The following is a 25,208-nucleotide window of genomic DNA, read 5'->3' as shown; positions in this document are numbered from 1 at the left end:
CACTGCAAAGTTGCGGCTGATTTTCTGCCTGTACGTCCATAAAATTCACCAGTTTCTATGCTATATTGTCCTAAATATGAATTTTAAGGTTTTTTTAGGTTAAAATTTTACAAAACAATCTTTCATGATTTATGTGAAAACCTTATGGAATTCAAGTCCACTAAAAACTGTAACTTTTCACTTTTTCAGGCACTTTCATGAAGATCAACTATATCTTTTTACTACTGGCCTTGCTTGCCGAGATCATTGGGACCATTGGCGGTTTTGGGTCTTCGGTCTTTTTTGTGCCTCTGGGCAATTTTTATTTTGATTTTTATTCCGTGCTGGGCATGACGGCCATTTTTCACTTGTCCAGTAACGTCAGTAAGATCTTCCTCTTTAAAAAAGGGTTGGACAAAAAGCTACTACTGTACATTGGTGCACCTTCGGTACTGTTTGTGATTATGGGCGCATTTCTGTCAAAAATTGTGGATGGTCTCCTGCTAACCATATTTTTAGGAGTGTTTTTGGTGGTCTTTAGCCTTTTTTTCTTGATTAAAAGTAAAATTGTGGTGCTGCCGAATAAAAAGAATGCCATTATTGGAGGTACACTATCCGGATTTTCTGCTGGATTATTGGGAACGGGAGGTGCTATTCGGGGATTGACCATGGCTGCTTTCAATCTGGAGAAGAATGCCTTTATTGCCACTTCGGCCTTTATTGATTTTTTGATTGATTTTTCCCGAACCTTTGTCTACTACGATAATGGGTATATCGGCAAACAAGAGTTGACCTATCTCCCTTTCCTGTTTGCCATTGGTTTGGTGGGCACTTATTTGGGCAAACGAATCCTGCACTATATCCCCCAGGAACGGTTCCGGAAACTGAGCTTGCTTTTTGTTCTGCTCATTGGGTTGGCCACCATTGTACAACTGACCATAAAACATTGGGATCAACTCGCTTCGTAATTTTCCCCAATCTGGTCCAAAACGCGTAAAAAAGTTACAAATTCAGCGGCCTCCATATTTTTCACGGCCAGTTTTCGTAGTTGAAGTGCTTTGGGCATAACCAAATCAATCACCTCCTGCCCCTCTGGGGTCAGTTCCAGCTTGAACCGTTTTTGGTCGCCATCAAAACGGGCTTTGCTTACCCACCCCTTGCGTTCCAATCCGCCGATTACCCGAGATGTGGTGGCCCGGTTACGGAAGTTGCTCTGTACAATATCGCGTTGACTGGCTTCGTCACCCAGCTCATAAATTCTGTGCAGGATTACCCATTGCTCAATGGTCATCTCCACATTCAGCTCTTCAAAAGCACGCAAATAGGCATTTTGGATTTTTCGAAGCACCAAGTCCAAGTGCAATCCTATCCCCTGTATTTCATCTATGTGATTGAGCATTTCTAAACGGTTCCCACAAAAATAGGGATTCATTTTGGATGGGATTCTGTTGCACCCAGCCCAACTATGCCAATTTTAACCTAAAATTTTGTTCAGAAATACACAACATGATCCAAAAAAAGTTATTTTTGTTGCATTAGCAACAATATTTAACGCGACACATAAAAATATACTGACATGGAAACAGCAGCAATTCCAAAATCATCCAACAAAGCACAAGATTTTATGCCCATCAATGGCACGGACTATATTGAGCTATATGTTGGCAACTCTAAACAGGCAGCCCATTTCTACAAGACCGCATTTGGGTTTCAATCCTTGGCCTATGCCGGACTGGAAACCGGTTTAAAAGACCGTGAAAGCTATGTGGTGGCACAGGATAAGATTCGCTTGGTGCTCACCTCTCCCCTAAAGAGTGGCACCGAAATCGGCAAGCATATCGACAAACATGGTGATGGTGTAAAAGTAGTGGCCCTCTGGGTGGATGATGCCACCTATGCGTACAACGCCGCCATGGAAAGAGGTGCCAAATCCTATATGGAACCCAAAGTGGAAAAGGATGCAACCGGAAAAGTGGTTCGCTCTGGTATCTACACCTACGGTGAGACCGTCCATATTTTTGTGGAACGAAAAGATTACAACGGCACTTTTCTCCCAAGTTTTAAAAAATGGGTGACCCCAGATTACAATCCAACCCCCACCGGACTTAAATATGTGGACCACATGGTTGGTAATGTGGGTTGGAACAAAATGAACCACTGGGTGAATTTTTATGAAGATGTTTTGGGTTTTAAAAACATCCTTTCGTTTGATGATAAGGACATTTCCACCGAATACACGGCTTTGATGAGCAAAGTGATGAGCAACGGCAACGGACGTATCAAATTCCCGATCAATGAACCTGCAGAAGGCAAGAAAAAATCCCAAGTAGAGGAGTATCTTGATTTTTACGAAGGTGAAGGCGTTCAACACATTGCTGTGGCCACGGATGATATTATCAAAACCGTTCGTGACCTTAGAAGCCGTGGGATTGAGTTCCTTCGTGTGCCAGATACCTACTATGAAGCCGTTACGGACCGTGTTGGCGAGATTGATGAGGACATCGCTCCCCTAAAAGAGCTGGGCATTTTGGTAGATCGCGATGACGAGGGCTATTTGCTGCAGATTTTTACCCGGCCTGTGGAGCCCAGACCCACCATGTTCTTCGAAATCATACAAAGAAAAGGCGCACAATCATTTGGAAAAGGTAACTTTAAGGCACTGTTCGAAGCCATTGAGCGCGAGCAAGAGCTTCGCGGCACTTTGCACTGACATGTGGTTCAAAGTTTTTGAGCTTGAACTTGATTCTTGAATTTGAACTTAAATGTAACACCATGCCTATTTATCACAGACTCGGGAAAATTCCGCAAAAAAGGCACACCCAATTTGAAAAACCGGGTGGAGGGCTGTATTATGAGCAGCTTTTTGGCACCATCGGTTTTGATGGCATGTCGTCCTTGCTGTACCATATCCATCGCCCTACGCAAGTGAAGGAAATTGGAAAAGCCTTGGATGTTAGCCCCAAAGTTGCGGTGGAGAAGAACATCACCAGCAGAAAATTGATTGGTTTTGATGTAAAGCCCAAAGATGATTTTTTGGATGCCCGTGAGCCCCTTTTGGTGAACAGTGATGTCCACATTGGTCTTGCAGCGCCACTAAAGTCGATTACATCATATTTCTATAAAAATGCCGATGCGGATGAAATGCTTTTTATCCACAAAGGTTCTGGAACCCTAAAAACCTTTTTGGGTAACATCCCGTTTGAATATGGAGACTACCTCATCATTCCTCGGGGGATGATCTATCAGATTGAATTTGATACCGAGGACAACCGCATCCTGTATGCCGAGTCCTTTCATCCCATATATACCCCAAAACGGTATCGAAATTGGTTTGGACAATTGTTGGAACATTCTCCCTTCTGCGAGCGCGATTACAAATTGCCCCAAGATTTGGAGGCCCACGATGAAAAAGGCGAGTTTTTGATGAAAATCAAAAAACAGGGCATGTTGCACCAGCTCGTTTACGCCACACATCCTTTTGATGTTGTGGGTTGGGACGGTTACAACTTCCCCTACGGATTTTCCATCCACAATTTTGAGCCGATTACGGGACGTGTGCACCAACCGCCACCCGTGCACCAAACCTTTGAAACAGGTGCTTTTGTGGTTTGTTCGTTCTGTCCAAGGTTGTACGATTATCATCCCAAGGCCATTCCCGCTCCTTATAACCATTCCAACATAGATTCTGACGAAGTGCTGTATTATGTGGATGGTGATTTTATGAGCCGCACAGGAATTGGACAAGGGTACATTTCCCTGCATCCAGCCGGAATTCCGCATGGACCCCACCCTGGAACCTACGAGGCCAGTATCGGTAAAAAAGGAACCGAGGAGTTGGCCGTGATGATTGACACCTTCAAACCCCTGAAAATTACCGAAAACGCTCTCAAGATTGATGATGGAACCTATTATAAATCTTGGGTGGAGTAAAAATTGAATCAGTGTCATTTCGAGCGCAGTCGAGAAATCTTTGTAATAGGATTTCTCAATCGCTCTCGACTGCGCTCGAGCTGACAAAAAAGATTCCTGCCTTCGCAGGAATGAAAAAAACACAATATATGATCATAAACATACCTGAAAATTCAGATTTTTCAATTCACAATATCCCTTTCGGAATTTTTTCAACAACAGATAGAAGTCCGCGCGTAGGAGTGGCCGTGGGAGACCATATTTTGGACCTGGCTGCCGTGGCCGAATTGGATGTTTTTGAGTTCAACACTGCGGTGTTGGAAAAGGATACGCTAAATGATTTTATTTCCCTCGGAAAAGAGATTACCACCCGAGTACGGAAAAAAATTCAATATTGGCTTAAGGACGATACTTCCGATCTGGCCGGAAAACCAGAACTTTTCGTGAAACAATCCGATGCCCGGATGCACATGCCCATCCATGTTGGGGATTACACCGATTTTTATTCGAGCATAGAACACGCCACCAATGTTGGCAAAATGTTCCGCGATCCGGAAAATGCCCTTTTGCCCAACTGGAAGCACATTCCCGTCGGCTATCACGGCAGGGCCAGTTCCATTATCGTAAGCGGACAGCCCATCCATCGACCTAAGGGACAAACCTTGCCCAAAGATGCCGATACTCCCGTTTTTGGCCCTACGCAACGCTTGGATTTTGAACTTGAAATGGGATTTGTCTGTGGAAAGGACACCAATTTGGGGGAATCCGTTTCCACTGCCAAAGCTGAGGATTACATTTTTGGTTTGGTCTTGTTCAATGATTGGTCGGCCCGCGACATTCAAAAATGGGAATATGTGCCATTGGGACCCTTCTTGGCAAAAAACTTTGCTTCATCCATGTCTCCTTGGATTGTGACCTTGGAGGCTTTGGAACCTTTCCGGGTGGCCGGTCCCAAACAAGAACCAAAGGTTCTTCCGTATTTGGAATATCCGGGCAACAAAAATTACGATATTGATTTGGAAGTGTCCATCACCCCAGACGGAAGTGAGGAAACCACCGTTTGCCACAGCAATTTCAAACATATGTACTGGAACATGGCCCAACAACTGGCCCACCATACCGTCAATGGCTGCAACATTCATGTGGGTGATGTGATGGCCTCCGGAACCATTTCAGGAAAGGATGAAAACAGTTATGGCTCCATGCTGGAATTGGCGTGGATGGGCACCAAACCTGTGAAAATGAAAGATGGCACCGAACGGAAATTTATTCATGATGGGGATACGGTTACGCTTCGGGGTTACGCTAAAAATGGCGATATTCGGGTTGGATTTGGAGAAGTTTCGACCAAAGTATTGCCAGCGAACTAAAATCGGTAGCTGAGCGTAGTCGAAGCTACCGAATCTAACATTGTGAATTCGAATTAGCTCAATCACCTAAGCTAACAGTAAGATAGATTCCTGCCTTCGCAGGAATGACAAAAACTAACTTAATGATCAAAACCATAGACCCAAGCCAAGTATCCCAACCCGAACTTCATAGTATTCTATTGACAGCAGTGGCGCCACGGCCCATCTGTTTTGCCAGTACGGTGGACAAGGAAGGGAACGTTAACCTGAGTCCTTTCAGCTTTTTTAATGTGTTCAGTTCCAATCCGCCGGTGATGATTTTTTCGCCTTCACGAAGTGGCCGGGACAATACCCTAAAACATACCCATGAAAATATCGTGGAAGTACCCGAAGTGGTCATCAACATTGTCAACCATGACATGGTGGAACAGATGTCGCTCTCTAGTACGGCGTATGACAAAGGGATAAACGAATTTGTAAAGGCGGGGTTTACCCAAGTCCCCAGTGAAAAGGTGAAACCACCCCGCGTGGGCGAAGCTCCGGTTTCATTTGAGTGCTCCGTAATGGAAGTCATTGAGTTGGCCCAAACCCCAGGAGCGGGGAATTTGATCATCGTGAAAGTAGAGCTTATTCATGTGAACGATGACTATTTTACCAATGGCATCCTCGATACGGAAAAATTGGATTTGGTAGGCCGTATGGGTGGGAGTTGGTATATCCGTGCCATAAAAGATGCCCTGTTTGAAGTCCCAAAACCCCTCCGCACCCATGGTATTGGGGTGGATGCCTTGCCGAAGGGGATTCGGGAGAGTGAGGTACTTACAGGAAACAACTTGGGTCGATTGGGAAATTTGGAACGCATACCTGCTACAAAGGAAATTAAGGTGATTATTGAAAAGGAAGGTCTGCAAAACGCTTCCAAGACCGAATTGCACACCTTGGCGAAACAGCTTTTGGAAGAGGGTGACACCATAAAAGCGATGGCTTTGTTGCTATATGGGGAGAGTTTATGACATTGAAATTGTGATTTCATTGCATGTCCATATTTGCTAAATATAGACACATTTTGTATTTTTGATGAATTAATGATGAATTTGAAATGAACATAAGTTTCACAAAAAAACAGGAAGAATACATCGCCCAACAAGTCGCGACCGGGGAATATCAAAACAATAGCGAGGTTATTCGAGACGCCTTACGTTTGCACAAAATTTACAGGGATAAAGTCATTGATGACCTTAGAAAGGAAATAGAAAAGGGCTGGAACGGGCCGGACAGTGCCAGAACAATGGAAGATATCATTGCCTCAAAGAAAAATGCATGATAAATGGTTACGTTCTATCACAAGAAGCGGACAATGACATTGAAGATATTTTCGAATACGGCGAACACCAGTTTGGCACCTCTCAAGCCATTGAATACTTAATTGGCCTGAACAATCATTTCAATGCAATTGCCACTAACCCTCATATCGGGAAGGAAAGAAAAGAAATTAAGGATGGGCTGTTTAGTTTTCCTTATATCTCCCATATCATATTCTATCGCAAGATGAGTGGATATGTGCGTATAGTGCGAGTGCTATACGGAGGAAGGGATTTGATAAAATTCTTAACCTGAAGTTAAATGAAAAAAGATATCCAATCCATTTTCAAACCCCATTTGATGCCCAAAGAGGTATATAAAGGTGGTAAAAACATCCCTCCTTCGGATAAAAAAATCTATAAGCTCTCCTCCAATGAGAATCCATTGGGGGCTTCGCCCAAAGCCGTGAAAGCTATGAAGGCTGCCATTGGTAAAATCGACCTTTATCCCGATCAAACGGATATGCGGTTGCGGGAAGCCTTGGTCCAAGATTTTGATGGACAGTTGACCGCCAACCAGTTTATCTGTGGCAATAGCGGCTCGGAAGTTATTGATATGATTCTGCGGGCCTTTATTAACGAAGGGGATGAGGTCATCTATTCCAATCCTTGTTTTTTGCCCTATTCGGTTTTTTCCCGTTGGTATGGTGCCGAACAAATTGATGTTCCCCTCCTCCAACCCAACTATGATTTGGATGTGGAAGGCATCTTAAATGCCATTACGGAGCGGACCAAAATCATCTTTTTGACCAGTCCCAACAATCCCACGGGCACGTATATTCCAAAACCGGTTTTGGATGATTTTTTAAATCGAATACCAAAAAATATAGTGGTGGTCTTGGATGAGGTCTACCGCCATTTTGCCGATGCCGATGATTATGTCACCGCCCTACCCTATGTGTTGGAAGGACATAATGTGATCGGCCTCAACAGTTTTTCCAAAACCTACGGTTTGGCTGGACAACGCATCGGGTATGGCTACACCACGGAAACGATTGCAAATTACATCCGCTTGATTCAAAAGCCCTTTTTGCTTCCGCTGACTTCCATTGAAGCTGCCATTGGTGCCTTGAACGACACAGATTTTATTGCCGAAACCGTAAAAACCGTTTTGGAAGGCAGGAAATACCTCGCCAAAGCATTTGATGAATTGGGAATCCGCTATTGGCCAAGTCAGGCCAACTTTTTTATCATTGACCCACCCTTACCCGAAATGGAATTCACGGACAAAATGATGGAAGAAGGCATCATGGTACGGCCGGTTTCCCAATTTGGTGCTCCTGGAAAGGTGCGCATTACGGTAGGTAATCAAGAGGCGAATGAGGCCCTTATAAAAGCATTGCGTAGGCTAATGCCTTAACTTGACTATCTTCTTTCGAAAATCAGGGTTACCTCACCAAAATCTTCATCATCTCCTTCAACGATCAACCTATCTTGGGTTACGGTTACCGTGGCTTCCACTTCGCCATCCTCGTCGTTTGTAGTCAAGGTGTTGCCATTCAACGCATAGGTGCCAGAGGTGGTTTCCACACCGTCACATGTGATGGAAAAACTATCCTCATTAGCTTCAAAATATATTCCAGTGGTTGCCGTGGAATATCCGCCGTCAGCCGTAAAAGTTACGGTAGAGGCAAAACAATCCAATTCATCCAACAAGTTTTCAGAAGCCGTGCCATCTTCATTAAGGTCGACCCCAGCAGCCATATTAAACTCAACGGCATCCCAGGTACCCACTATGGATGCACTGACAGAACCATCTCCATCATCAGAAGAACAAGAGGAAATAAGGATAGCTGCCAATAAGAGTGTAAAAAAATTCTTTTTCATGAGGTTTGTTTTAGTGATACACCTCCAAAACGTTCAAAAAAACGACGTAGTATTTTTACTACCCGAATTTCACAGTACAAACCGATACGTGGCCTTCAACAGAAAAATGTTCTGGGGTTTTTGTCCAAAAATATTATCTCCCAAACTGGGCAAGAGTCCGTTGGATGGGTCGCCATCCCGGGACACATCTTGGGACCACACCAGAAATATCTCCGAACCGGGGATGTACTCCCACCGAATCACCAGATTGGACCGAAATTGCACAAAGGAGAAATCCGGATCATCAAAACTAAAGTCTTCCGTGCCGTTCATGTCCTCGTCCACAGCGAACACTCCATCGGCCAATGAAACTTGATCGGCGCCGTAGGCCATAAACCTATCTTCAAATCGCTTTTCCGTAGGGTTGGTGATGTGCTTAAAATTGGAATAGCGCCCCCTTGAAATAAAAGGCTGGCCCCAATACTGAATGGTTAAATTGGGATTTATGGTATAATTTAAACGAACCGACATGCTCAAGGTACGCTGGTCAATCTCCCCGTTCAGATATCGTGGTGAACCATTGACATCATCAAAATTATCAATGAACTGAAGTTTATCATGGTTGATGTTCAGTGAAGGAAATACCGAAACCCGAAGGGCATTTATGGGCTGATAGGTTACGCCCCCTTCCATATAATAGGACTTATAGGAGTTGTCCAAGGCTTTTCTGCCGTTATGGAAAAAGGAAAAACGGATTTTTTTCCGATTATCCGTTTCCGTATTGTTCCAAAAGCTTACCCAAGGGGATAGTCTCAATCTAGGTCCGCCTCGCAAGGCAAAGTTAGAGTACTCAATCGGAGCATAATTGAATCCAATATTGGTAAACCAATTTCCTTTCCAGTTTTGCCAGCTATTGGTGTTGAACTGCATATAGTTGTGATTGCCCCCGAAATCCCATGCCGTCCAATGGTTGTAATTAATGCCCACTTGCCGAAAAGTATTATCGGGTTTTAGGGTTTGGTATCCTATCCATGTGTAATGCCGAATGTCATCGGATTGTCGTTGAAACCCAATGTCGTTGAGTTCAAGCTCGGGGGAACGCCAGGTTGCACCACTTTCAAATCGAAAATTACCATTTCCAAGTTTCCCAATTTGAAGATTGCCCCCGGTACCCGTTAAAGCGGTTCTGGTGGAATCCAACTCCAGATAATCGGCATCCACGCGCTGGAACAAATGGGTAATGGATTCTTGGGTATTTTTGATGGCCTCTTCACTGCCCTGCACATGACTGAAGGTGACATTTCCTTCCAAATACCAGTCCCTGTTGTTCCATTGGTGTTTAAAATCCACCCCACCTGTAAAGGCCGACTTGTGGAGGAAATTCAATTCTTGGGGCAGTTGCTCCCTATTGGTGGCCGTGAAAATTCCACCGACATATGAATTTCGGTCATTGAAATCTTTCTGCAACCTTCCCACAAAATAATTGGTCAACGGTTCCACCATCTCTTTTCGGGGCTCTCCGTTATCCGAGACGATGGTGGCCGTCCGTTGGGCCGTTACACTTTCCAATACGCCAATGGCCCAGCCGTTTTTAGTCTTTCCGCTGAACTTGGCCGCACCAATGATGGGTGTATTGTCCGGTTGGTCCACAAATTCACCATCATCGGTATCGGGGTACCCCTGCGGGCTCCTTCCAATTCGCCTTGAATAAAAAATATTGTCCGAACCGAAGGTATTCCCTGCTTCGGATTGCGACACATTGAAATCGAAAATGTTCTTGTTCTCCACAAAAAATGGACGTCGCTCCTGAAAGAAAATCTGAAATCCATCCAACGCAATGGCAGAAGGGTCTGCATCCACCTGTCCAAAATCGGGGTTAACGGTCAAGTCCAAGGTAAGATCATTGGTAATTCCAATTTTGGCATCCAATCCTACGGTAATATTACTGTCATTGCCATCTTCAAAAGGGTTTCCCTCCTCTGGCTCAAAAGTTTCGGTCTTGGCCACGGTATAAGGTTGTATTTCCAATTGTTTTTGCGGCTCAATATTCTTGAGTCCGTGCAACTCCCCAAATTCACTGGTCCATCCGGCCACATCACGAGGAAGGCGTTGCCAAACCGAGCGTTCCTCATTTCTAAAATAGCGCCTCATGATTTGCAGGCCCCAAACTTGGTCTTCCGCGCGTCCAAATTTAATCTGGCTGAGGGGTATTCGCATTTCAGCGGTCCAACCTTCGTCATCGGTATGGGTCTTCACATACCAAATGGGATTCCAACTGTCATCCTCATTATTCCCATTATTGGAACCCAGCACATCGCCCTTAACCCCAGCTGCGGTGACAATGAACCCAAATGATGTACGCTTATCGTGATAACTGTCTATGAAGATGCCTATCCAATCTCCGTCAAAGCCATCACGTCTGGACAAGCGTTTTACAATTTTCTCCGGTTCGGTATCAAAACATCGCATCCCTACATAAAGTGATTTTTCATCATACAGTATTTTAAAAGCCGATTGCTGGGCGGGCGGTGTATTTTCATCAGGGCGTTGTTCAATGAAATCATCACCCCAGTCTACCAAATCCCAAGCGGAATCATTCAAAAGCCCATCAATAACAGGGGCCGTTTCGGAACCCAAGGACTGGGTCATGTATATTTTTTTGGGCACTACGTTGGTGGAATCCTGGGCCTTCGCTAAAAGAGAAAAAAAGATACAGATGAGGAAAAGGCAGAGTTGCTTCACTGGTTTGTGTTGATTTGATTGATGTAACTGATAGACCTGCAAAAATTTAAACTGTTACATTTACAGACTTTTTTAAGCTTTTTTTAACAGAAGAACCAAAGGTTGACCTCTTAATTTGAACTCCTCAAACCAGAAATGAAAAAAGAGAAAAAATATTCCCAATCAACCATTTGTAATTCAATCTAATAATTGTACATTTGCAGCCCGTTTATCGGGATAGGTTATTAAATCAATATTTTTAGAGAAGTGGACACATTAAGTTATAAGACTATTTCCGCCAATAAAGCTACCGTTGACAAGCAGTGGTTATTGGTTGATGCTGAAGGACAGACCTTGGGAAGATTGGCGTCTAAAGTAGCTAAGTTGCTTAGAGGAAAACACAAGGCCAATTTTACTCCCCACGTAGATTGTGGTGACAATGTAGTGGTCATTAATGCCGAAAAAATAAATCTATCCGGCAATAAATGGGACGATAAGGAATATATCCGATACACAGGGTATCCAGGCGGACAGCGTTCTGCTACTGCCAAAGAGGTTTTGGCGAAGCATCCAGAGCGTATTATTGAAACCTCCATCAAAGGGATGTTGCCCAAGAACAAATTGGGTGCAGACCTTTTTAGGAACCTTAAGGTATATGCCGGTGCTGAACACGGTCAAGAAGCACAAAAACCAAAAGCAATAAACTTAAACGACTACAAATAAATGGAAGTGGTTCATAAGATAGGTAGAAGAAAAACTGCCGTGGCAAGGGTATATGTTTCCGAAGGAAAAGGGAACATCACCATCAACAAAAGAGACTTGAATGAGTACTTTACCACTGGTACATTGCAATATAAGGTAAAACAACCTTTTACCTTGACCGAGACTGAGGACACCTACGATGTGAAGGTAAATGTTTATGGAGGTGGAATCACTGGTCAGGCAGAAGCCATTCGCTTGGCATTGTCCAGGGCAATGTGCGAAATTGATGCTGAGAACAGGGCTGTTCTTAAACCAGAAGGTCTATTGACCAGGGATCCAAGAATGGTGGAAAGAAAGAAATTCGGTCAGAAGAAAGCCCGTAAGAAATTCCAGTTCTCCAAACGTTAATATTTCGGTGTCTTTGGCACCTTTGTATATAAAAGTTCATTGAAAACCCTGAAAAATACTGTTTCAGGGTTAAATTTTTAACCAAGTTGTCGTTGTTCCAAAAAGGAAAAAAATCGACTTTTTGGAATTTAGTTTAGCATCTAAATGGATAGGGCGAGCTTATGCGACCACCAATCCATTGCTACTCCAACGGAACGTAAACTAATTACAAAAAATGGCAAGTAAAATTGAAGTAAAAGACTTACTGGAAGCAGGTGTACATTTTGGACACCTAACACGAAAGTGGAACCCCAACATGGCGCCCTACATCTACATGGAGCGTAACGGTATCCACGTAATCAACCTTTACAAAACGGTAGCAAAACTTGAGGAAGCCAATGAAGCCCTCAAAAAAATCGCTGCCTCTGGAAGAAAAATCCTTTTTGTAGCCACAAAAAAACAAGCCAAGGATATTGTTGCAGACAAAGTATCCAAGGTAAACATGCCGTACATCACCGAAAGATGGCCTGGTGGTATGTTGACCAACTTTGTCACTATCCGTAAGGCAGTTAAGAAAATGGCCGCTATTGACCGTATGAAAAAAGACGGTACGTTCAACACACTTTCCAAAAAGGAACGGTTGCAAGTTGACCGTTTGCGTGCAAAATTGGACAAAAACTTGGGGTCTATCGCCGATATGACCCGCTTGCCCGGTGCCATCTTTATTGTGGACACCATGCGTGAGCACATCGCGGTAAAAGAAGCCCAAAAATTGAACATTCCAATTTTTGCCATGGTCGATACCAATTCAGACCCAAGGCCCATTGATTTTGTGATTCCCGCCAATGATGACGCCGGTAAATCCATCGAAGCCATCTTGACTGAAGTCACCAATGCTGTTGCCGAAGGTTTGGCCGAGCGAAAAAACGACAAACAGAACGACAAGGAGGAAGAAGAGGATGAAGTAGTTGCAAAAAAAGTTGTTGCCGATGACTCTGAGGAGGATGAAGTAGTTGAGAAAAAAGCAACGAAAAAAGCTAAGCCCGCTCCTAAAAAAGAAGAGAAAACTGAAGCAAAGAAGGAAGAGAAAGCTGTAGAAAAGAAAGAGGAAAAAGCAGAAAAACCTGCTGAGCCTGCAAAAAAAGAGGAAGCTGCCAAAGCAGACGACCTGACCAAAGTTGAGGGCATTGGTCCTAAGGCCGCCGAAGCTATTGTGAACAGCGGCATTGGAACTTACGCTGAATTGGCAAAAGCGGACCCTGAGAAAATCAAGGAAATCTTGACCGAGGCCAGTTCCAATTTGGCCCATTTAGACCCAACTTCTTGGCCAAAACAGGCAAAAATGGCTGCTGATGGCAAGTGGGATGAATTAAAAGAATGGCAAGACAACGCCAAAGGTGGGGTTGAAGCCTAAGATTGATTTAACATTGTCCTAAAACAAAACACTTTAATAGTGTTTTACTTTACATAAATTTTAAAAAAAGAAAAAATGGCAAAGATTACCGCCGCAGAAGTAAATAAATTAAGAAAGACCACCGGAGCTGGAATGATGGATTGCAAAAAAGCTTTGGTTGAAGCTGATGGTGATTTTGATAAAGCAATAGAAATCCTTAGAAAAAAAGGACAAAAAGTAGCTGCCAAGAGAGCTGATAGGGATTCCTCAGAAGGTGCTGCCATTGCAAAAGTGAATTCAGACAGCACAACAGGTGTCATCATTTCATTGAACTGTGAGACCGACTTTGTAGCTAAGAATGAGACCTTTGTGAAATTGGCTACTGATTTGGCAGATTTGGCCCTTGGATTTGATAGCAAGGATGATTTTCTTGCCGCTTCTTTCAATGGCATGACCGTTGCCGATAAATTGACCGAGCAAACCGGTGTCATCGGTGAAAAAATAGAGATTGGTAGCTTTGAGAAATTGAGTGCTCCCTTTGTTGGATCATACATTCATGCGGGTAACAAGATTGCTACTTTGGTCGGATTGTCTGCCAATGTGGACGGTGCCGCCGAAGCAGCCAAGGACGTTGCCATGCAAGCTGCCGCAATGAACCCGGTTGCCTTGAATGAAGAAGGTGTTGATCAATCTGTCATCGACAAAGAGATTGAAATCGCAAAAGACCAATTGCGTCAAGAAGGAAAACCTGAGGAAATGTTGGACAACATTGCCAAAGGTAAATTGAAGCGTTTCTTCAAGGACAACACTTTGGTGAACCAAGATTTCATCAAGGACAGTAAGCAGAGCGTTGCCCAATACGTTAAATCCGTGAATGCCGATTTGACCGTTACCGGTTTTTCAAGGGTAGCTTTGGGCTAATTGCCCCCATAACACAAAATCAAAAAAACCGCTCCAAAAAAGGAGCGGTTTTTTTGTGCGCTGTTCAAAAGCAATCAACCTACATGTTCTTCATTTCCCATAAATAATTTTGATTATTTTTGTCCGAACTTCAAGAAGCCTTTAATGCAATACAAAAGAATCCTGTTAAAACTTAGTGGTGAAGCCCTAATGGGCGAACAGCAATATGGCATTGATGCCAAACGATTGGCGGAATATGCCGAAGACATTAAATCTGTAGTGGAAAAAGGAGTTGAAGTGGCCATTGTAATTGGAGGCGGCAATATTTTTAGGGGACTTTCCGGAAGCAGTCAGGGAATGGATCGAGTACAGGGAGACCACATGGGTATGTTGGCCACCGTAATCAATGGTTTGGCACTACAAAGTGCCTTGGAGCATCTAGGTGTAGAGACCCGACTGCAATCTGCCATCAAAATCAACGAAGTGGCTGAGCCTTTTATCCGAAGAAGGGCTGTCCGTCACCTAGAGAAAGGAAGAGTCGTGATTTTTGGAGGGGGTACCGGAAACCCATATTTTACCACGGATTCAGCCGCAGTTTTGCGAGCTATTGAAATTGGTGCAGATGTCATCCTAAAAGGCACTAGGGTCGATGGAATCTATACCTCCGATCCAGAAAAGGACAAAAATGCGACCAAATTTGATTCCCTCTCCTTTAAAGAGGTACTTTCAAAAGGGCTTAAGGTCATGGACACCACGGCCTTTACCCTAAGTCAGGAAAACGAACTGCCCATTGTTGTTTTTGATATGAACACACGCGGCAATCTTATGAAAATAATTTCCGGTGAAAATATCGGAACAGTGGTCAATATTTAGATTGGCACAGGCTTTGATTTTGGATATTAAAATTTAAACATATGGACGAAGAGGTTAAATTTATTTTGGACAGCACTAAAGAAAGTATGGATGCGAGCATTTCCCACTTGGAAACAGCTTTGGTAAAAATCCGTGCCGGTAAAGCAAGTCCAATGATGCTTTCCACGGTAATGGTAGAGTATTACGGTTCCCAGACCCCCCTTTCACAAGTGTCCAACATTAATACCCCAGATGCAAGGACCATCTCCGTGCAGCCTTGGGAGAAAAGTCTTCTGGGCGAAATTGAAACGGCCATTATGAACGCCAATTTGGGCTTCAACCCCATGAACAATGGTGAAATGGTTATCATCAATGTGCCACCATTGACCGAGGAGCGTAGAATACAATTGGTAAAACAGGCCAAAGCTGAAGCCGAAGATGCCAAAGTAAGTGTTCGAAGTGCACGACAGGATGCCAACAAAGAACTCAAGGCTTTGGATATTTCCGAAGATTTGTTGAGCAATGCCGAAGTGGATGTACAGGAGCTCACCGATTCATACAGCAAAAAAATAGATTCCATCCTGGCCAATAAGGAAGCGGAAATCATGAAGGTATAAAACCCCATATTGATTGTTGCGTTTCCTAGGAACACAGCCGATCATTTTCTACCTTTGCGCCCAACAAAACCCAAATGGTAGCAAAGCTCACTAAAGGATTTTGGCCAAAGGTCGCACGTATTATTCTCCGCAATAGGATTCTGATTCTTATTGCCATTGCCGGGTTCACTGTTTTTTTGGCCTTACAGTGGAAAAACATGCAATTTTCCAATACCGAGGCCAACATCCTTCCTGACGACCATCCTGCCTCCATTGAATACAATGCCTTTACCAGAGTATTTGGAGAAGAGGGCAATGCCATTGTGATCGCCATTCGCGATTCGGCACTGTTCACGCCCACAAACTTTAACCGTTGGAACAAGCTGAGCAAGCAATTGGAAGCCTTTCCCGAAATTGATTTTGTGGTATCCACGGACAATCTTCGGGTTTTGGTCAAGGACAATGAGGAGCAAGCTTTTGTCATGGAGCCTTTCATCAAAGATCCCCCGAAGACCAAAAAAGAGGTGGATACACTCATAAACCATCTGTTCAACGAGCTCCCTTTTTATGACAACTTGGTCTACAATCCAAAAAGCGGTACCATACAGACCATTGCCTATTTGGATAAGGACATTATGAACACCGAAGTTCGCAATCAGTTTATCCTTAACGACCTTGGTGATCTGGTTGAAGGTTTTGAGGAAGAAACGCAGTTGGATGTCCATGTCTCTGGAATGCCCTACATCCGAACCTGGAACACCAAATCCATTGTGGATGAAATTGGAATTTTTATCGTGGCCGCCCTAGTGGTCACCTCCTTGATCTTCTTCTTTTTCTTTAGAAGTTTCAGGGCCACCTTCATTTCCATGTGTGTAGTGATCATTGGAGTGATGTGGGCCTTCGGTTTCTTGGGGTTGTTGCAGTATGAAATAACCATTCTAACTGCTCTTATTCCTCCACTGATCATTGTTATTGGAATTCCCAATTGCATTTTTCTCATCAATAAGTATCAGCAAGAAGTCAATAAACACGGCAATCAGGCCCTTTCACTGCAACGGGTCATCTCCAAGATTGGGAACGCCACCTTGATGACCAATATCACCACGGCCTCTGGATTTGCCACCTTTATTATTTTGGACAGTGACCTGCTCAAAGAATTTGGTATTGTGGCCTCCATCAACATTGTGGGGATTTTTGTTCTTTCCCTATTGATCATTCCCATCATCTATAGTTTTATGCCGCTTCCCAAAACCAAGCACTTAAAACACCTCAACAAAAAGTGGATCGACTTTTTTGTGAGTAGGATGGAAAATATTGTCCGAAATCATAGGATAGCCGTTTATATCGTTACCGTTGCAGTACTGGTGTTGAGCATTATTGGCATTTACCAGATTAAAATTACGGGGAGCCGGATTGAAGATCTTCCCAAAAACACCCATTTTTTTAAGGATATCCGCTTTTTTGAACAAGAGTTTGACGGCATTATGCCCATGGAAATCGTGGTGGATACCGAACGAAAAAACGGGGTCATTAAACCCGCCACCCTAAAACGAATGGATCAGTTGGGAACCGTCATCGATGAAATCCCAGAGCTTTCTAGGCCGTTATCCGTTGTGGATTTGATCAAATATTCCAAACAGGCCTTTTACAACGGCATTCCAAAATACTATCAACTCCCCACATCACAAGAGAACACATTTATCATGGATGTGGCCCGAAAGTCATCCAGTGATGGTGATCTTCTAAAAAGTTTTGTGGACAGCACGGGGCAAACTGCCCGTTTGACCACCTATATGCGCGATGTGAAAATAGACCGCATGGAAGAAATTGAAAAAGACGTGCAACAGGCCATCGACAAGTTTTTTCCTTCGGAACGGTTCAAGGTTTTTATGACCGGAAAGGCCTTGTTGTTTTTAAAAGGCACCAAATATTTGGTCAAAAATTTACTGCTCTCCCTGGCTTTGGCCATTGGATTGATTTCCCTTTTTATGGCCTATTTGTTCCGCTCGTTCCGAATGGTCATCATCTCATTGGTCCCCAACTTGCTCCCATTGGTGATTACAGCCGGTGTAATGGGGTACTTGGGCGTGCCCATAAAGCCATCCACCATTTTGGTATTTAGTATTGCCTTTGGTATTTCGGTGGACGACACCATCCACTTTTTAGCAAAATACCGACAGGAACTGGCCACCCATAAATGGCACATTAAACGTTCTGTATATGCCGCTTTACGAGAGACCGGAGTGAGTATGTTCTACACCTCCATTGTGCTTTTCTTTGGATTCTCGGTCTTTATCATCTCCAGTTTTGGTGGCACCAAGGCTTTGGGGGGATTGGTATCGGCCACTTTGCTCTTTGCCATGCTCTCCAATCTTATTTTATTGCCTTCCCTACTCCTCTCGTTGGAAAGAAGCATCGCCAATAAACAGGTACTCAAAAAACCGCAAATCGATATTTTGCCAAAAGAAGAGGTCAATATCAAGGACAAATAATCCGTGAAACTACCATAAATATGGTGATTCCATTGCTCTCGTTTTTTATCAAAAACCTATCTTTACCGCCTAAATTACGATAGCTTGACAATGAAATCTTATTCCATAAAAGAATTGCTGGAAAAGCAGCCCTTAGGAGAACCTGTTGAAGTAAATGGATGGGTAAAAACATTTAGGAGCAACCGATTTATAGCCTTGAACGACGGTTCAACCATACATAACATACAGTGCGTTGTGGATTTTGAGAATTTGGATGACACCGTTCTGAAACAAATCACCACTGGCGCCGCCCTAAAAATATCCGGCACCCTCGAAGAAAGTCAAGGAAAGGGACAAAGCGTGGAGATCCAGACTTCGGATATCTTTGTGCACGGTACCGCTGACCCGGAAACTTATCCCATTCAGCCCAAAAAGCACTCCTTGGAATTTTTGCGCGAAAAGGCCCATTTACGGGTTCGCACAAATACATTTTCAGCGGTAATGCGCGTGCGTTCCGCATTGTCCTTTGCCATTCACAGTTACTTTCAGCAAAATGGATTTTATTATATGCATGCCCCTATCATCACGGGTTCCGATGCCGAAGGTGCTGGTGAGATGTTCAGGGTGACCACATTGGATGATAAAAATCCTCCAGTTGATGAACAGGGCAACGTGGATTATTCCGAAGATTTCTTTGGCAAGGAGACCAACCTTACCGTTTCCGGTCAGTTGGAGGCCGAGACCTATGCCATGGGCTTGGGCAAAGTGTACACCTTTGGCCCCACGTTTCGAGCAGAGAACTCCAACACATCACGGCACTTGGCCGAATTTTGGATGATCGAGCCCGAAATGGCCTTTTATGATCTGGATGCCAACATGGATCTGGCTGAAGATTTTATTAAATGGATCATTCGATATGTGTTGGACAACTGCACAGATGATCTTGAATTTTTGGAAAAACGCCTTTTGGATGAGGAAAAAACCAAACCCCAAAATGAGCGTTCGGAAATGAGCCTGACCGACAAGTTAAGGTTTGTCGTTGAGAACAATTTTAAGCGGGTTTCGTATACCGAGGCCATCGATATTTTACGGAACAGCAAACCCAACAAAAAGAAAAAATTCCAGTACCTTATCAATGAATGGGGTGCCGACCTGCAGAGCGAGCACGAACGCTTTTTGGTGGAAAAACACTTTAAATGTCCTGTAATCCTATTTGATTATCCGGCCAATATCAAGGCATTTTACATGCGCTTGAACGAGGATGGAAAAACGGTGCGCGCCATGGATGTCCTCTTCCCGGGCATTGGTGAGATTGTGGGAGGCTCCCAGCGTGAGGAACGTTTGGATGTGCTTCAGCAAAAAATAAAGGAGCTGGACATTGATGAAAAAGAGCTCTGGTGGTACTTGGACCTAAGACGGTTCGGTACCGCGGTCCATAGTGGGTTTGGACTTGGCTTTGAGCGAATGGTCCAGTTTGCCACCGGTATGGGCAATATTAGGGACGTAATCCCTTACCCCAGGACGCCGCAAAACGCGGAGTTTTAATTGGAATTCTTACATTTATAAGAAGGACGGTTGTAAATCGATCTGTATGCTGAAACAACATCTACAGTTTAAGCTTTCACAAAAACTGTCTCCACAGCAGATCCAGCTCATGAAGCTCATTCAATTGCCCACGCAGGCTTTTGAACAGCGACTGAAGCAGGAGTTGGAAGACAACCCTGCACTGGAAAGTGGAAAGGCGGAAAGCGAGACCATGGAGGATTCCTATGAGGATACCTTTGATGATTCTGTGGACAATGAGACCATTTCGGCAGAGGATATCAATATTGATGATTATCTGAGTGATGACGAAGTCCCTGATTATAGGACCCAGACCAACAACTACAGTCCTGATGATGATGAAAAGAGCATTCCATACGCTGCCGGAATATCCTTTAACCAATATTTGATCAACCAACTCAACACAGTGTATCTGGATGATGAGCAATGGGCCATTGCCGAGTTTTTGGTGGGTAGTGTGGATGAAAGCGGCTACATCCGAAGACCCATTTCGGATATTATGGACGATTTGGCCTTTACCCAAAACATCTATGTTGAGGAGGAAAAGATTGAATCTGTGCTCAAGGTGGTCCAAGAGTTGGATCCTCCCGGTGTCGGTGCGAGATCATTGGATGAATGTTTGATCATCCAATTAAAAAGGAAGGAACGGAAACCTGCCGTTGAGCTGGCCATAAACATTTTGGAGAAGTCTTTTGATCAGTTCACCAAAAAGCACTATACCAAGCTAATCCAAAAGCACCATATTAGTGAAGAGGAGCTTAAGGAGGCCATTTCAGAAATAGAAAAACTGAATCCCAAACCCGGGGGTTCCTATTCGGGCAATAACCGAATCGTTGAGCATATTGTCCCTGATTTTTCCATTAAAATTGTAGATGGGGAGCTCGAACTCACCCTAAATGGGAGAAATGCCCCTGAACTGCATATTTCAAAGGAATACAGCAATATGCTGGAGGGGTACAAAAATGCCAAGGAAAAGTCCAAATCGCAAAAGGACACCGTTCTCTTTATCAAACAAAAACTGGATGCCGCCAAATGGTTCATTGATGCCATAAAACAGCGCCAACAGACACTGTTCATTACCATGAACACCATTATGAACTATCAGCGGGAGTACTTTATGACCGGGGATGAGCGAAAATTACGCCCCATGATCTTAAAGGATATTGCCGACAAAATTGATATGGATGTCTCCACCGTATCGCGGGTGGCCAACAGCAAATATGTGGACACTCCTTATGGCACAAAACTCATAAAAGACTACTTTTCAGAATCCATGAAAAATGAGCAAGGTGAGGATGTATCCACAAAGGAGATCAAGAAAATATTGGAAACAGTAATTAAGGACGAAGAAAAGCGAAAACCTTTGACGGATGATAGGCTGGCAAAAATTCTCAAGGAACGCGGCTACCCCATAGCCCGGAGAACCGTGGCCAAGTACAGGGAGCAATTGGGAATTCCTGTGGCCAGGCTAAGAAAGGAGATCTAATGCGCCATTTCTTCAACATTGTATCTTACCTCTTCCACCCCTTGTTCATTCCCATTGGAGGCACCATCCTCTATTTTATAGTGGCCCCTTATAGCACCCTTGAGATGCAAAGTGGCAATATTCTGCCCATTTTTATTTTGACCGTGATCATCCCCATTATCTTTTTTCTGATCTTGAAGAACCTTGGGGTGATACATTCCATTTTTTTGCCCACCTTGGAAGAACGCAAATATCCCCTTTACATCAGCTGTATTTTATTTTTGATGATATTGTACAAAGTCATCCCAAATAATTACGTAAACGAGCTGTTTTACTTTTTTACAGGGCTTTTAACGGCCACTGCTACCGCACTTATTCTCCTTTTCCTAAAATTCAAGACCAGTATGCACCTATTGGGCATGGGCAGTATTTTAATGTTTATGATCGGGCTCAGCATTCATTTTGAGGTCAACATTACGCTCGCCATAAGCATCTTTACCCTTTTTACAGGTTTGGTAACAACATCAAGATTGTACCTTAAAGCCCACAGCAAGTCCGAATTATTCATCGGGTTCCTTATTGGGTGCTGCTCCCAATTGATTATTTTGAAGTATTGGTTATAGGATATAAAAGATTACGCCGATACGTAGGACATTCAGATCAAAAGTTTCTCCTGTCTGTATTGCGGCACCTTCTTTTAATAGCGGATTTAGACTATAATAGGCATGTACGTTCCAGGTATTATAGCCAAAGCTGAGGATAAGGCCGTACTGAAATTTTTGAATATCGGTATTTGAGAACACCATGTTCCCGTTATCGGTCACAGTACGTGATCTTCCTGAAAAGACATAGCCTAATTTGGCTCCGGCATAAATTCTCCAAAACCTGTATTCTTCGGCAGTGGAGGTTCTCCATCTAAGTTCAAGGGGAACTTCAAGGGAATGGGTTTCGAATTTACTCCTGTTGAATTCTGATGTGCTGCGTACCTCGTAAGTAATATCGTCACCGGTCTCGGCAGCAACAATACTGCTGTAATAGGAGTTGACCGCATAGCCCAAGCCAAGCCCCACACCAAAGTTTCTTCTGGCATTCAAGGGAATATCCTTGATAAAGCCTGCCTGTAGATTATAGGACAAATTTCGTTGAACGGCCTCTGAAGGTTTATTCAGTAACAAATTATACCCAAAACCAATATAGAATTGGTCTTCGAGATATTTGGAAAACTGCTCCCCTTCTAGTTTCAAGCTATCAGATTGGGCTCTGATTTGTGTTGAAAACAGTATAAAAAGAAGAATAACCAAGTACCGTTCCACGCTATATAACATCTATTTTATTAAACAAAAAACGCCCCAAATAGTACTATTTGGAGCGTTTCCCACTAAATCTAAGCTATTGCCTACTGTAGATTGTTAAAAGCATCCCCTTCATAGGTCGTATAGTTGACCTTTAAGGCGTTTACTTCCCTTAGTTGTTGCTTAATATCGGTAATTAAACCCATACTGGCATTCTTATCAACCTTAAGTGCAGTAGTCAATACGTTTTGAAGTTCTTGAGGTTTTTTTGCTCGCTCAGCCAAAATGTATGAACCTACTTCGTCCACACTGGCAAACTTATCGTTCAACTGAATCCTTGGTTCTGTCCCGAACACCTTTTGGTATTCTTGGGTTGGTTTTCCAACATAGATATAGATTACACGATCTTTCTTCTCCAATTTCTTAATTTCACTTGCATTGGGAAGTGTGTTTTCAACCAACAACGAACTATCTTTCATAGTGGTCACTGTCATAAAAAAGAACAGCAACATAAATACAATATCCGGCAGCGAAGCTGTAGATACCGCTGGCAAATCACCATCCTTCTTTTTTGTAAACTTAGCCATACTAAATTTTAGTTTTAATTGGTTGTTGTTTCAGCCTCTGAGAGCTTTTGGGGAAACATATCTTGAATACGCTTCACCTTATCTTTTAGATCGTCCCTTACCGATGAAGGTGTTTCTGGGTTCAAGTACTCTGCTTCCATTTTTGTAAAATCCCTACCATATAGTCTTTGGGCTTCACGATTACGAAGGTCGTTATAGGCACCTACCAATTCGTTCTGAACGGTAATGTAGGTACTGTACTTGGTTTCCCTATCGTTCTTCAAAGAAATAATGGCCTTTGAAGGATTATCCGAAGACTCTGGATTCTTTTTTCCTTTGCAATAGTTGCACGATCCATCTGCATTGTTCTCAAGAAATGACACAGCAGCTTCCCTCAAATTCTTGAGGTCCATTAGATTATCTTCTACAAGCAATTGTCCATTCCTATTGATGTTGACCGTAAAAATGTTCTTCTGCTTAATGATTACGTCTTCTTCTGGCGGTTCAATGGGTGGTAACATACGGTCCAATCCTGCATCAGTTTCTATGGTTGTGGTAACCAAGAAAAAGATAAGCAGCAAGAACGCAATGTCCGCCATGGAACCGGCATTTACTTCCGGAGCTCCTTTTCTTCTAGGCATAATTCAACTTTTTTACTTAACAAACATTTTCTTCAAACCTGGCAAAACCATAAGAAGCACGGCAATGACCGTAAGGATGAAGAAAACGTTCAATCCCATTCCTATGTTTTTTACAGTACCTACAGTTGTTCTAAGATCTGAGGAGGTTTTGTCCTCAAAAACCTTAACTACGGCCTCTGCCTCCTCTGTTGAGGAAAGTCCATAGGATATAGCAACTATAATGGCCAATCCACCAAGGCCAAAAAGGGCCTTCTTAATACTTCCGGGTGTGGTGAACAGTTTGGTGAGCCCAAAAAACAATGCAGCCACAACCGCAATGGCCAACAAGATGTACATGATCACGAACATGAAGTTCATGGCACCACTGTTGATGGCATCTGGATCATCAGCTGATGGCAAAGAGAACCAAAGAACGGCTGCTATCAACCCGATGACTATGAGTATTATTTTAATTATCTTATTCATGATTCTCGATAGTTTTTAATTCGTAATTACTTTTTGTGAGCTGCCAACATATCAATCAAGGCAATGGAAGAATCTTCCATATCGTTTACGATACTATCGATTTTAGCAATGATATAGTTATAGAAAATCTGAAGGATAATGGCAACGATCAAACCAAATACCGTTGTCAATAACGCCACCTGAATATCACCAGCGATCAAAGAGGCACTCAAGTTACCCACCGCAGCAATTTTCTGGAAGGCCTGGATCATACCGATTACCGTACCCATGAACCCAAGCATGGGCGCAATGGCGATAAACAAAGACAACCAGGAAACGTTTTTCTCCAACTGTCCCATTTGCACACCTCCGTAGGCAACAACAGCTTTTTCAGCGGACTCCAATCCTTCTCCAGCTCTATCCAAACCTTGGTAGTAAATGGAAGCAACGGGTCCTTTGGTATTTCTACAAACTTCTTTTGCGGCTTCAACACCACCGGAAGCCAAGGCATCTTCTACCTGTTGCTTCAATTTGGCGGTATTGGTGGTTGCCAAATTCAAATAAATTATTCTTTCAATGGCAACTGCCAATCCCAAGATCAAACATAGAAGTACAATTCCCATAAAGGCAGGGCCTCCTTGGATAAACTGTTCTTTCAATACTTGGGTGAAACCTTTGCTGGCTTCAGCTTCTTCTTGCAACATTGCTGCAGATGCAGTGGTAGTTCCCAAAACAAACATTCCGGCAGCAGCCAGAGTAAAGGATACTTTTTTCATTTTTCTTAAACTTAAATTTAGTTAGTTAATAATGT

The 25,208-nt window shown here is 43.4% G+C and carries 26 protein-coding genes; 18 read left to right on the top strand and 8 right to left on the bottom strand.

What is annotated here, in order from left to right:
- Positions 1–197: 197 nt before the first annotated feature.
- Positions 198–947 (top strand): sulfite exporter TauE/SafE family protein, encoded by a 750-nt coding sequence (locus A7D14_RS18470; RefSeq protein ID WP_067037786.1) that lies wholly within the window; start codon positions 198–200, stop codon positions 945–947.
- On the opposite strand, the gene A7D14_RS18465 is transcribed toward A7D14_RS18470, so the two are convergent.
- Positions 932–1,378 carry a MarR family winged helix-turn-helix transcriptional regulator gene (locus A7D14_RS18465; protein ID WP_067037784.1) on the bottom strand — a complete coding sequence of 149 codons (447 nt, stop codon included), beginning with the start codon at positions 1,376–1,378 and terminating at the stop codon, positions 932–934. The genes A7D14_RS18470 and A7D14_RS18465 overlap by 16 nt on opposite strands.
- 177 nt (positions 1,379–1,555) lie before the next feature.
- Between A7D14_RS18465 and hppD the strand changes: the two genes are divergently transcribed.
- The 7 genes from hppD to hisC all read left to right on the top strand — a co-directional run bounded on the left by hppD (position 1,556) and on the right by hisC (position 7,958).
- The gene (gene hppD, locus A7D14_RS18460) at positions 1,556–2,689 is read left to right on the top strand and encodes a 4-hydroxyphenylpyruvate dioxygenase (protein WP_067037782.1); all 1,134 of its coding nucleotides are present in this window, start codon (positions 1,556–1,558) and stop codon (positions 2,687–2,689) included.
- Between the two features lie 62 nt (positions 2,690–2,751).
- A complete protein-coding gene (locus A7D14_RS18455) occupies positions 2,752–3,909 on the top strand; it encodes a homogentisate 1,2-dioxygenase (RefSeq protein WP_067037823.1) in 1,158 nt (385 codons plus the stop codon).
- 128 nt (positions 3,910–4,037) lie between these two features.
- The gene (gene fahA, locus A7D14_RS18450; protein ID WP_067037821.1) at positions 4,038–5,258 is read left to right on the top strand and encodes a fumarylacetoacetase; all 1,221 of its coding nucleotides are present in this window, start codon (positions 4,038–4,040) and stop codon (positions 5,256–5,258) included.
- Between the two features lie 122 nt (positions 5,259–5,380).
- Positions 5,381–6,250 (top strand): flavin reductase family protein, encoded by an 870-nt coding sequence (locus tag A7D14_RS18445; protein ID WP_067037780.1) that lies wholly within the window; start codon positions 5,381–5,383, stop codon positions 6,248–6,250.
- A gap of 86 nt (positions 6,251–6,336) precedes the next feature.
- Entirely contained in the window at positions 6,337–6,561 is a 225-nt protein-coding gene (locus A7D14_RS18440; protein ID WP_067037778.1) for a type II toxin-antitoxin system ParD family antitoxin, read from the top strand.
- Positions 6,558–6,854 carry a type II toxin-antitoxin system RelE/ParE family toxin gene (locus A7D14_RS18435; protein WP_067037776.1) on the top strand — a complete coding sequence of 99 codons (297 nt, stop codon included), beginning with the start codon at positions 6,558–6,560 and terminating at the stop codon, positions 6,852–6,854. Before A7D14_RS18440 ends, A7D14_RS18435 begins: the two co-directional genes overlap by 4 nt.
- Before the next feature lie 6 nt (positions 6,855–6,860).
- Positions 6,861–7,958: a histidinol-phosphate transaminase gene (hisC, locus tag A7D14_RS18430; RefSeq protein WP_067037774.1), complete on the top strand. Its 1,098-nt coding sequence runs from the start codon at positions 6,861–6,863 to the stop codon at positions 7,956–7,958.
- Positions 7,959–7,963: 5 nt separating this feature from the next.
- Here the strand turns inward: hisC and A7D14_RS18425 are convergent, their stop codons facing one another.
- Together A7D14_RS18425 and A7D14_RS18420 are read right to left on the bottom strand one after the other, a co-directional pair.
- Complete coding sequence (locus tag A7D14_RS18425) at positions 7,964–8,425, bottom strand: lipocalin family protein (RefSeq protein WP_067037771.1); 462 nt, start codon at positions 8,423–8,425, stop codon at positions 7,964–7,966.
- Between the two features lie 69 nt (positions 8,426–8,494).
- Positions 8,495–11,053, bottom strand: coding sequence for a DUF5916 domain-containing protein (locus A7D14_RS18420; RefSeq protein WP_141673445.1), 2,559 nt, complete (start codon positions 11,051–11,053; stop codon positions 8,495–8,497).
- A 339-nt stretch (positions 11,054–11,392) separates the two neighbouring features.
- Between A7D14_RS18420 and rplM the strand changes: the two genes are divergently transcribed.
- The 10 genes from rplM (at position 11,393) to A7D14_RS18370 (ending at position 22,077) form a co-directional block, all read left to right on the top strand.
- Positions 11,393–11,848, top strand: a complete 456-nt coding sequence (gene rplM, locus A7D14_RS18415; RefSeq protein ID WP_067037769.1) for a 50S ribosomal protein L13 — start codon at positions 11,393–11,395, stop codon at positions 11,846–11,848.
- The gene (gene rpsI, locus A7D14_RS18410) at positions 11,849–12,235 is read left to right on the top strand and encodes a 30S ribosomal protein S9 (protein WP_067037768.1); all 387 of its coding nucleotides are present in this window, start codon (positions 11,849–11,851) and stop codon (positions 12,233–12,235) included.
- A gap of 214 nt (positions 12,236–12,449) precedes the next feature.
- On the top strand, positions 12,450–13,628 hold the full coding sequence (gene rpsB / locus A7D14_RS18405; protein ID WP_067037766.1) for a 30S ribosomal protein S2: 1,179 nt from the start codon (positions 12,450–12,452) through the stop codon (positions 13,626–13,628).
- Between the two features lie 75 nt (positions 13,629–13,703).
- Positions 13,704–14,528, top strand: coding sequence for a translation elongation factor Ts (gene tsf / locus A7D14_RS18400; protein WP_067037764.1), 825 nt, complete (start codon positions 13,704–13,706; stop codon positions 14,526–14,528).
- A gap of 144 nt (positions 14,529–14,672) precedes the next feature.
- The gene (pyrH, locus tag A7D14_RS18395; RefSeq protein WP_067037762.1) at positions 14,673–15,380 is read left to right on the top strand and encodes a UMP kinase; all 708 of its coding nucleotides are present in this window, start codon (positions 14,673–14,675) and stop codon (positions 15,378–15,380) included.
- 41 nt (positions 15,381–15,421) lie between these two features.
- Positions 15,422–15,976, top strand: a complete 555-nt coding sequence (gene frr, locus A7D14_RS18390) for a ribosome recycling factor (protein ID WP_067037760.1) — start codon at positions 15,422–15,424, stop codon at positions 15,974–15,976.
- 74 nt (positions 15,977–16,050) lie between these two features.
- Positions 16,051–18,447 carry an efflux RND transporter permease subunit gene (locus tag A7D14_RS18385; RefSeq protein ID WP_067037758.1) on the top strand — a complete coding sequence of 799 codons (2,397 nt, stop codon included), beginning with the start codon at positions 16,051–16,053 and terminating at the stop codon, positions 18,445–18,447.
- Between the two features lie 90 nt (positions 18,448–18,537).
- Positions 18,538–19,971, top strand: a complete 1,434-nt coding sequence (gene asnS, locus A7D14_RS18380) for an asparagine--tRNA ligase (RefSeq protein WP_067037756.1) — start codon at positions 18,538–18,540, stop codon at positions 19,969–19,971.
- Positions 19,972–20,017: 46 nt separating this feature from the next.
- The gene (gene rpoN, locus A7D14_RS18375) at positions 20,018–21,475 is read left to right on the top strand and encodes an RNA polymerase factor sigma-54 (RefSeq protein ID WP_067037754.1); all 1,458 of its coding nucleotides are present in this window, start codon (positions 20,018–20,020) and stop codon (positions 21,473–21,475) included.
- Positions 21,475–22,077, top strand: a complete 603-nt coding sequence (locus A7D14_RS18370) for a hypothetical protein (RefSeq protein ID WP_067037752.1) — start codon at positions 21,475–21,477, stop codon at positions 22,075–22,077. Before rpoN ends, A7D14_RS18370 begins: the two co-directional genes overlap by 1 nt.
- Here A7D14_RS18370 and A7D14_RS18365 read toward each other — a convergent pair.
- The 5 genes from A7D14_RS18365 to A7D14_RS18345 all read right to left on the bottom strand — a co-directional run bounded on the left by A7D14_RS18365 (position 22,072) and on the right by A7D14_RS18345 (position 25,173).
- Entirely contained in the window at positions 22,072–22,779 is a 708-nt protein-coding gene (locus tag A7D14_RS18365) for a porin family protein (protein ID WP_067037750.1), read from the bottom strand. The genes A7D14_RS18370 and A7D14_RS18365 overlap by 6 nt on opposite strands.
- A 71-nt stretch (positions 22,780–22,850) precedes the next feature.
- Positions 22,851–23,333 (bottom strand): ExbD/TolR family protein, encoded by a 483-nt coding sequence (locus A7D14_RS18360; RefSeq protein WP_067037748.1) that lies wholly within the window; start codon positions 23,331–23,333, stop codon positions 22,851–22,853.
- 14 nt (positions 23,334–23,347) lie between these two features.
- On the bottom strand, positions 23,348–23,953 hold the full coding sequence (locus A7D14_RS18355) for an ExbD/TolR family protein (protein WP_067037746.1): 606 nt from the start codon (positions 23,951–23,953) through the stop codon (positions 23,348–23,350).
- Positions 23,954–23,965: 12 nt separating this feature from the next.
- Positions 23,966–24,418, bottom strand: a complete 453-nt coding sequence (locus A7D14_RS18350) for a hypothetical protein (RefSeq protein WP_067037744.1) — start codon at positions 24,416–24,418, stop codon at positions 23,966–23,968.
- Between the two features lie 26 nt (positions 24,419–24,444).
- Entirely contained in the window at positions 24,445–25,173 is a 729-nt protein-coding gene (locus tag A7D14_RS18345; protein WP_067037742.1) for a MotA/TolQ/ExbB proton channel family protein, read from the bottom strand.
- Positions 25,174–25,208 lie beyond the last annotated feature (35 nt).

The sequence above is a fragment of the Allomuricauda sp. CP2A genome (genome assembly GCF_001683915.1).
Lineage (GTDB): Bacteria > Bacteroidota > Bacteroidia > Flavobacteriales > Flavobacteriaceae > Flagellimonas.
This window is presented reverse-complemented; position numbering and strand designations above follow the sequence as displayed.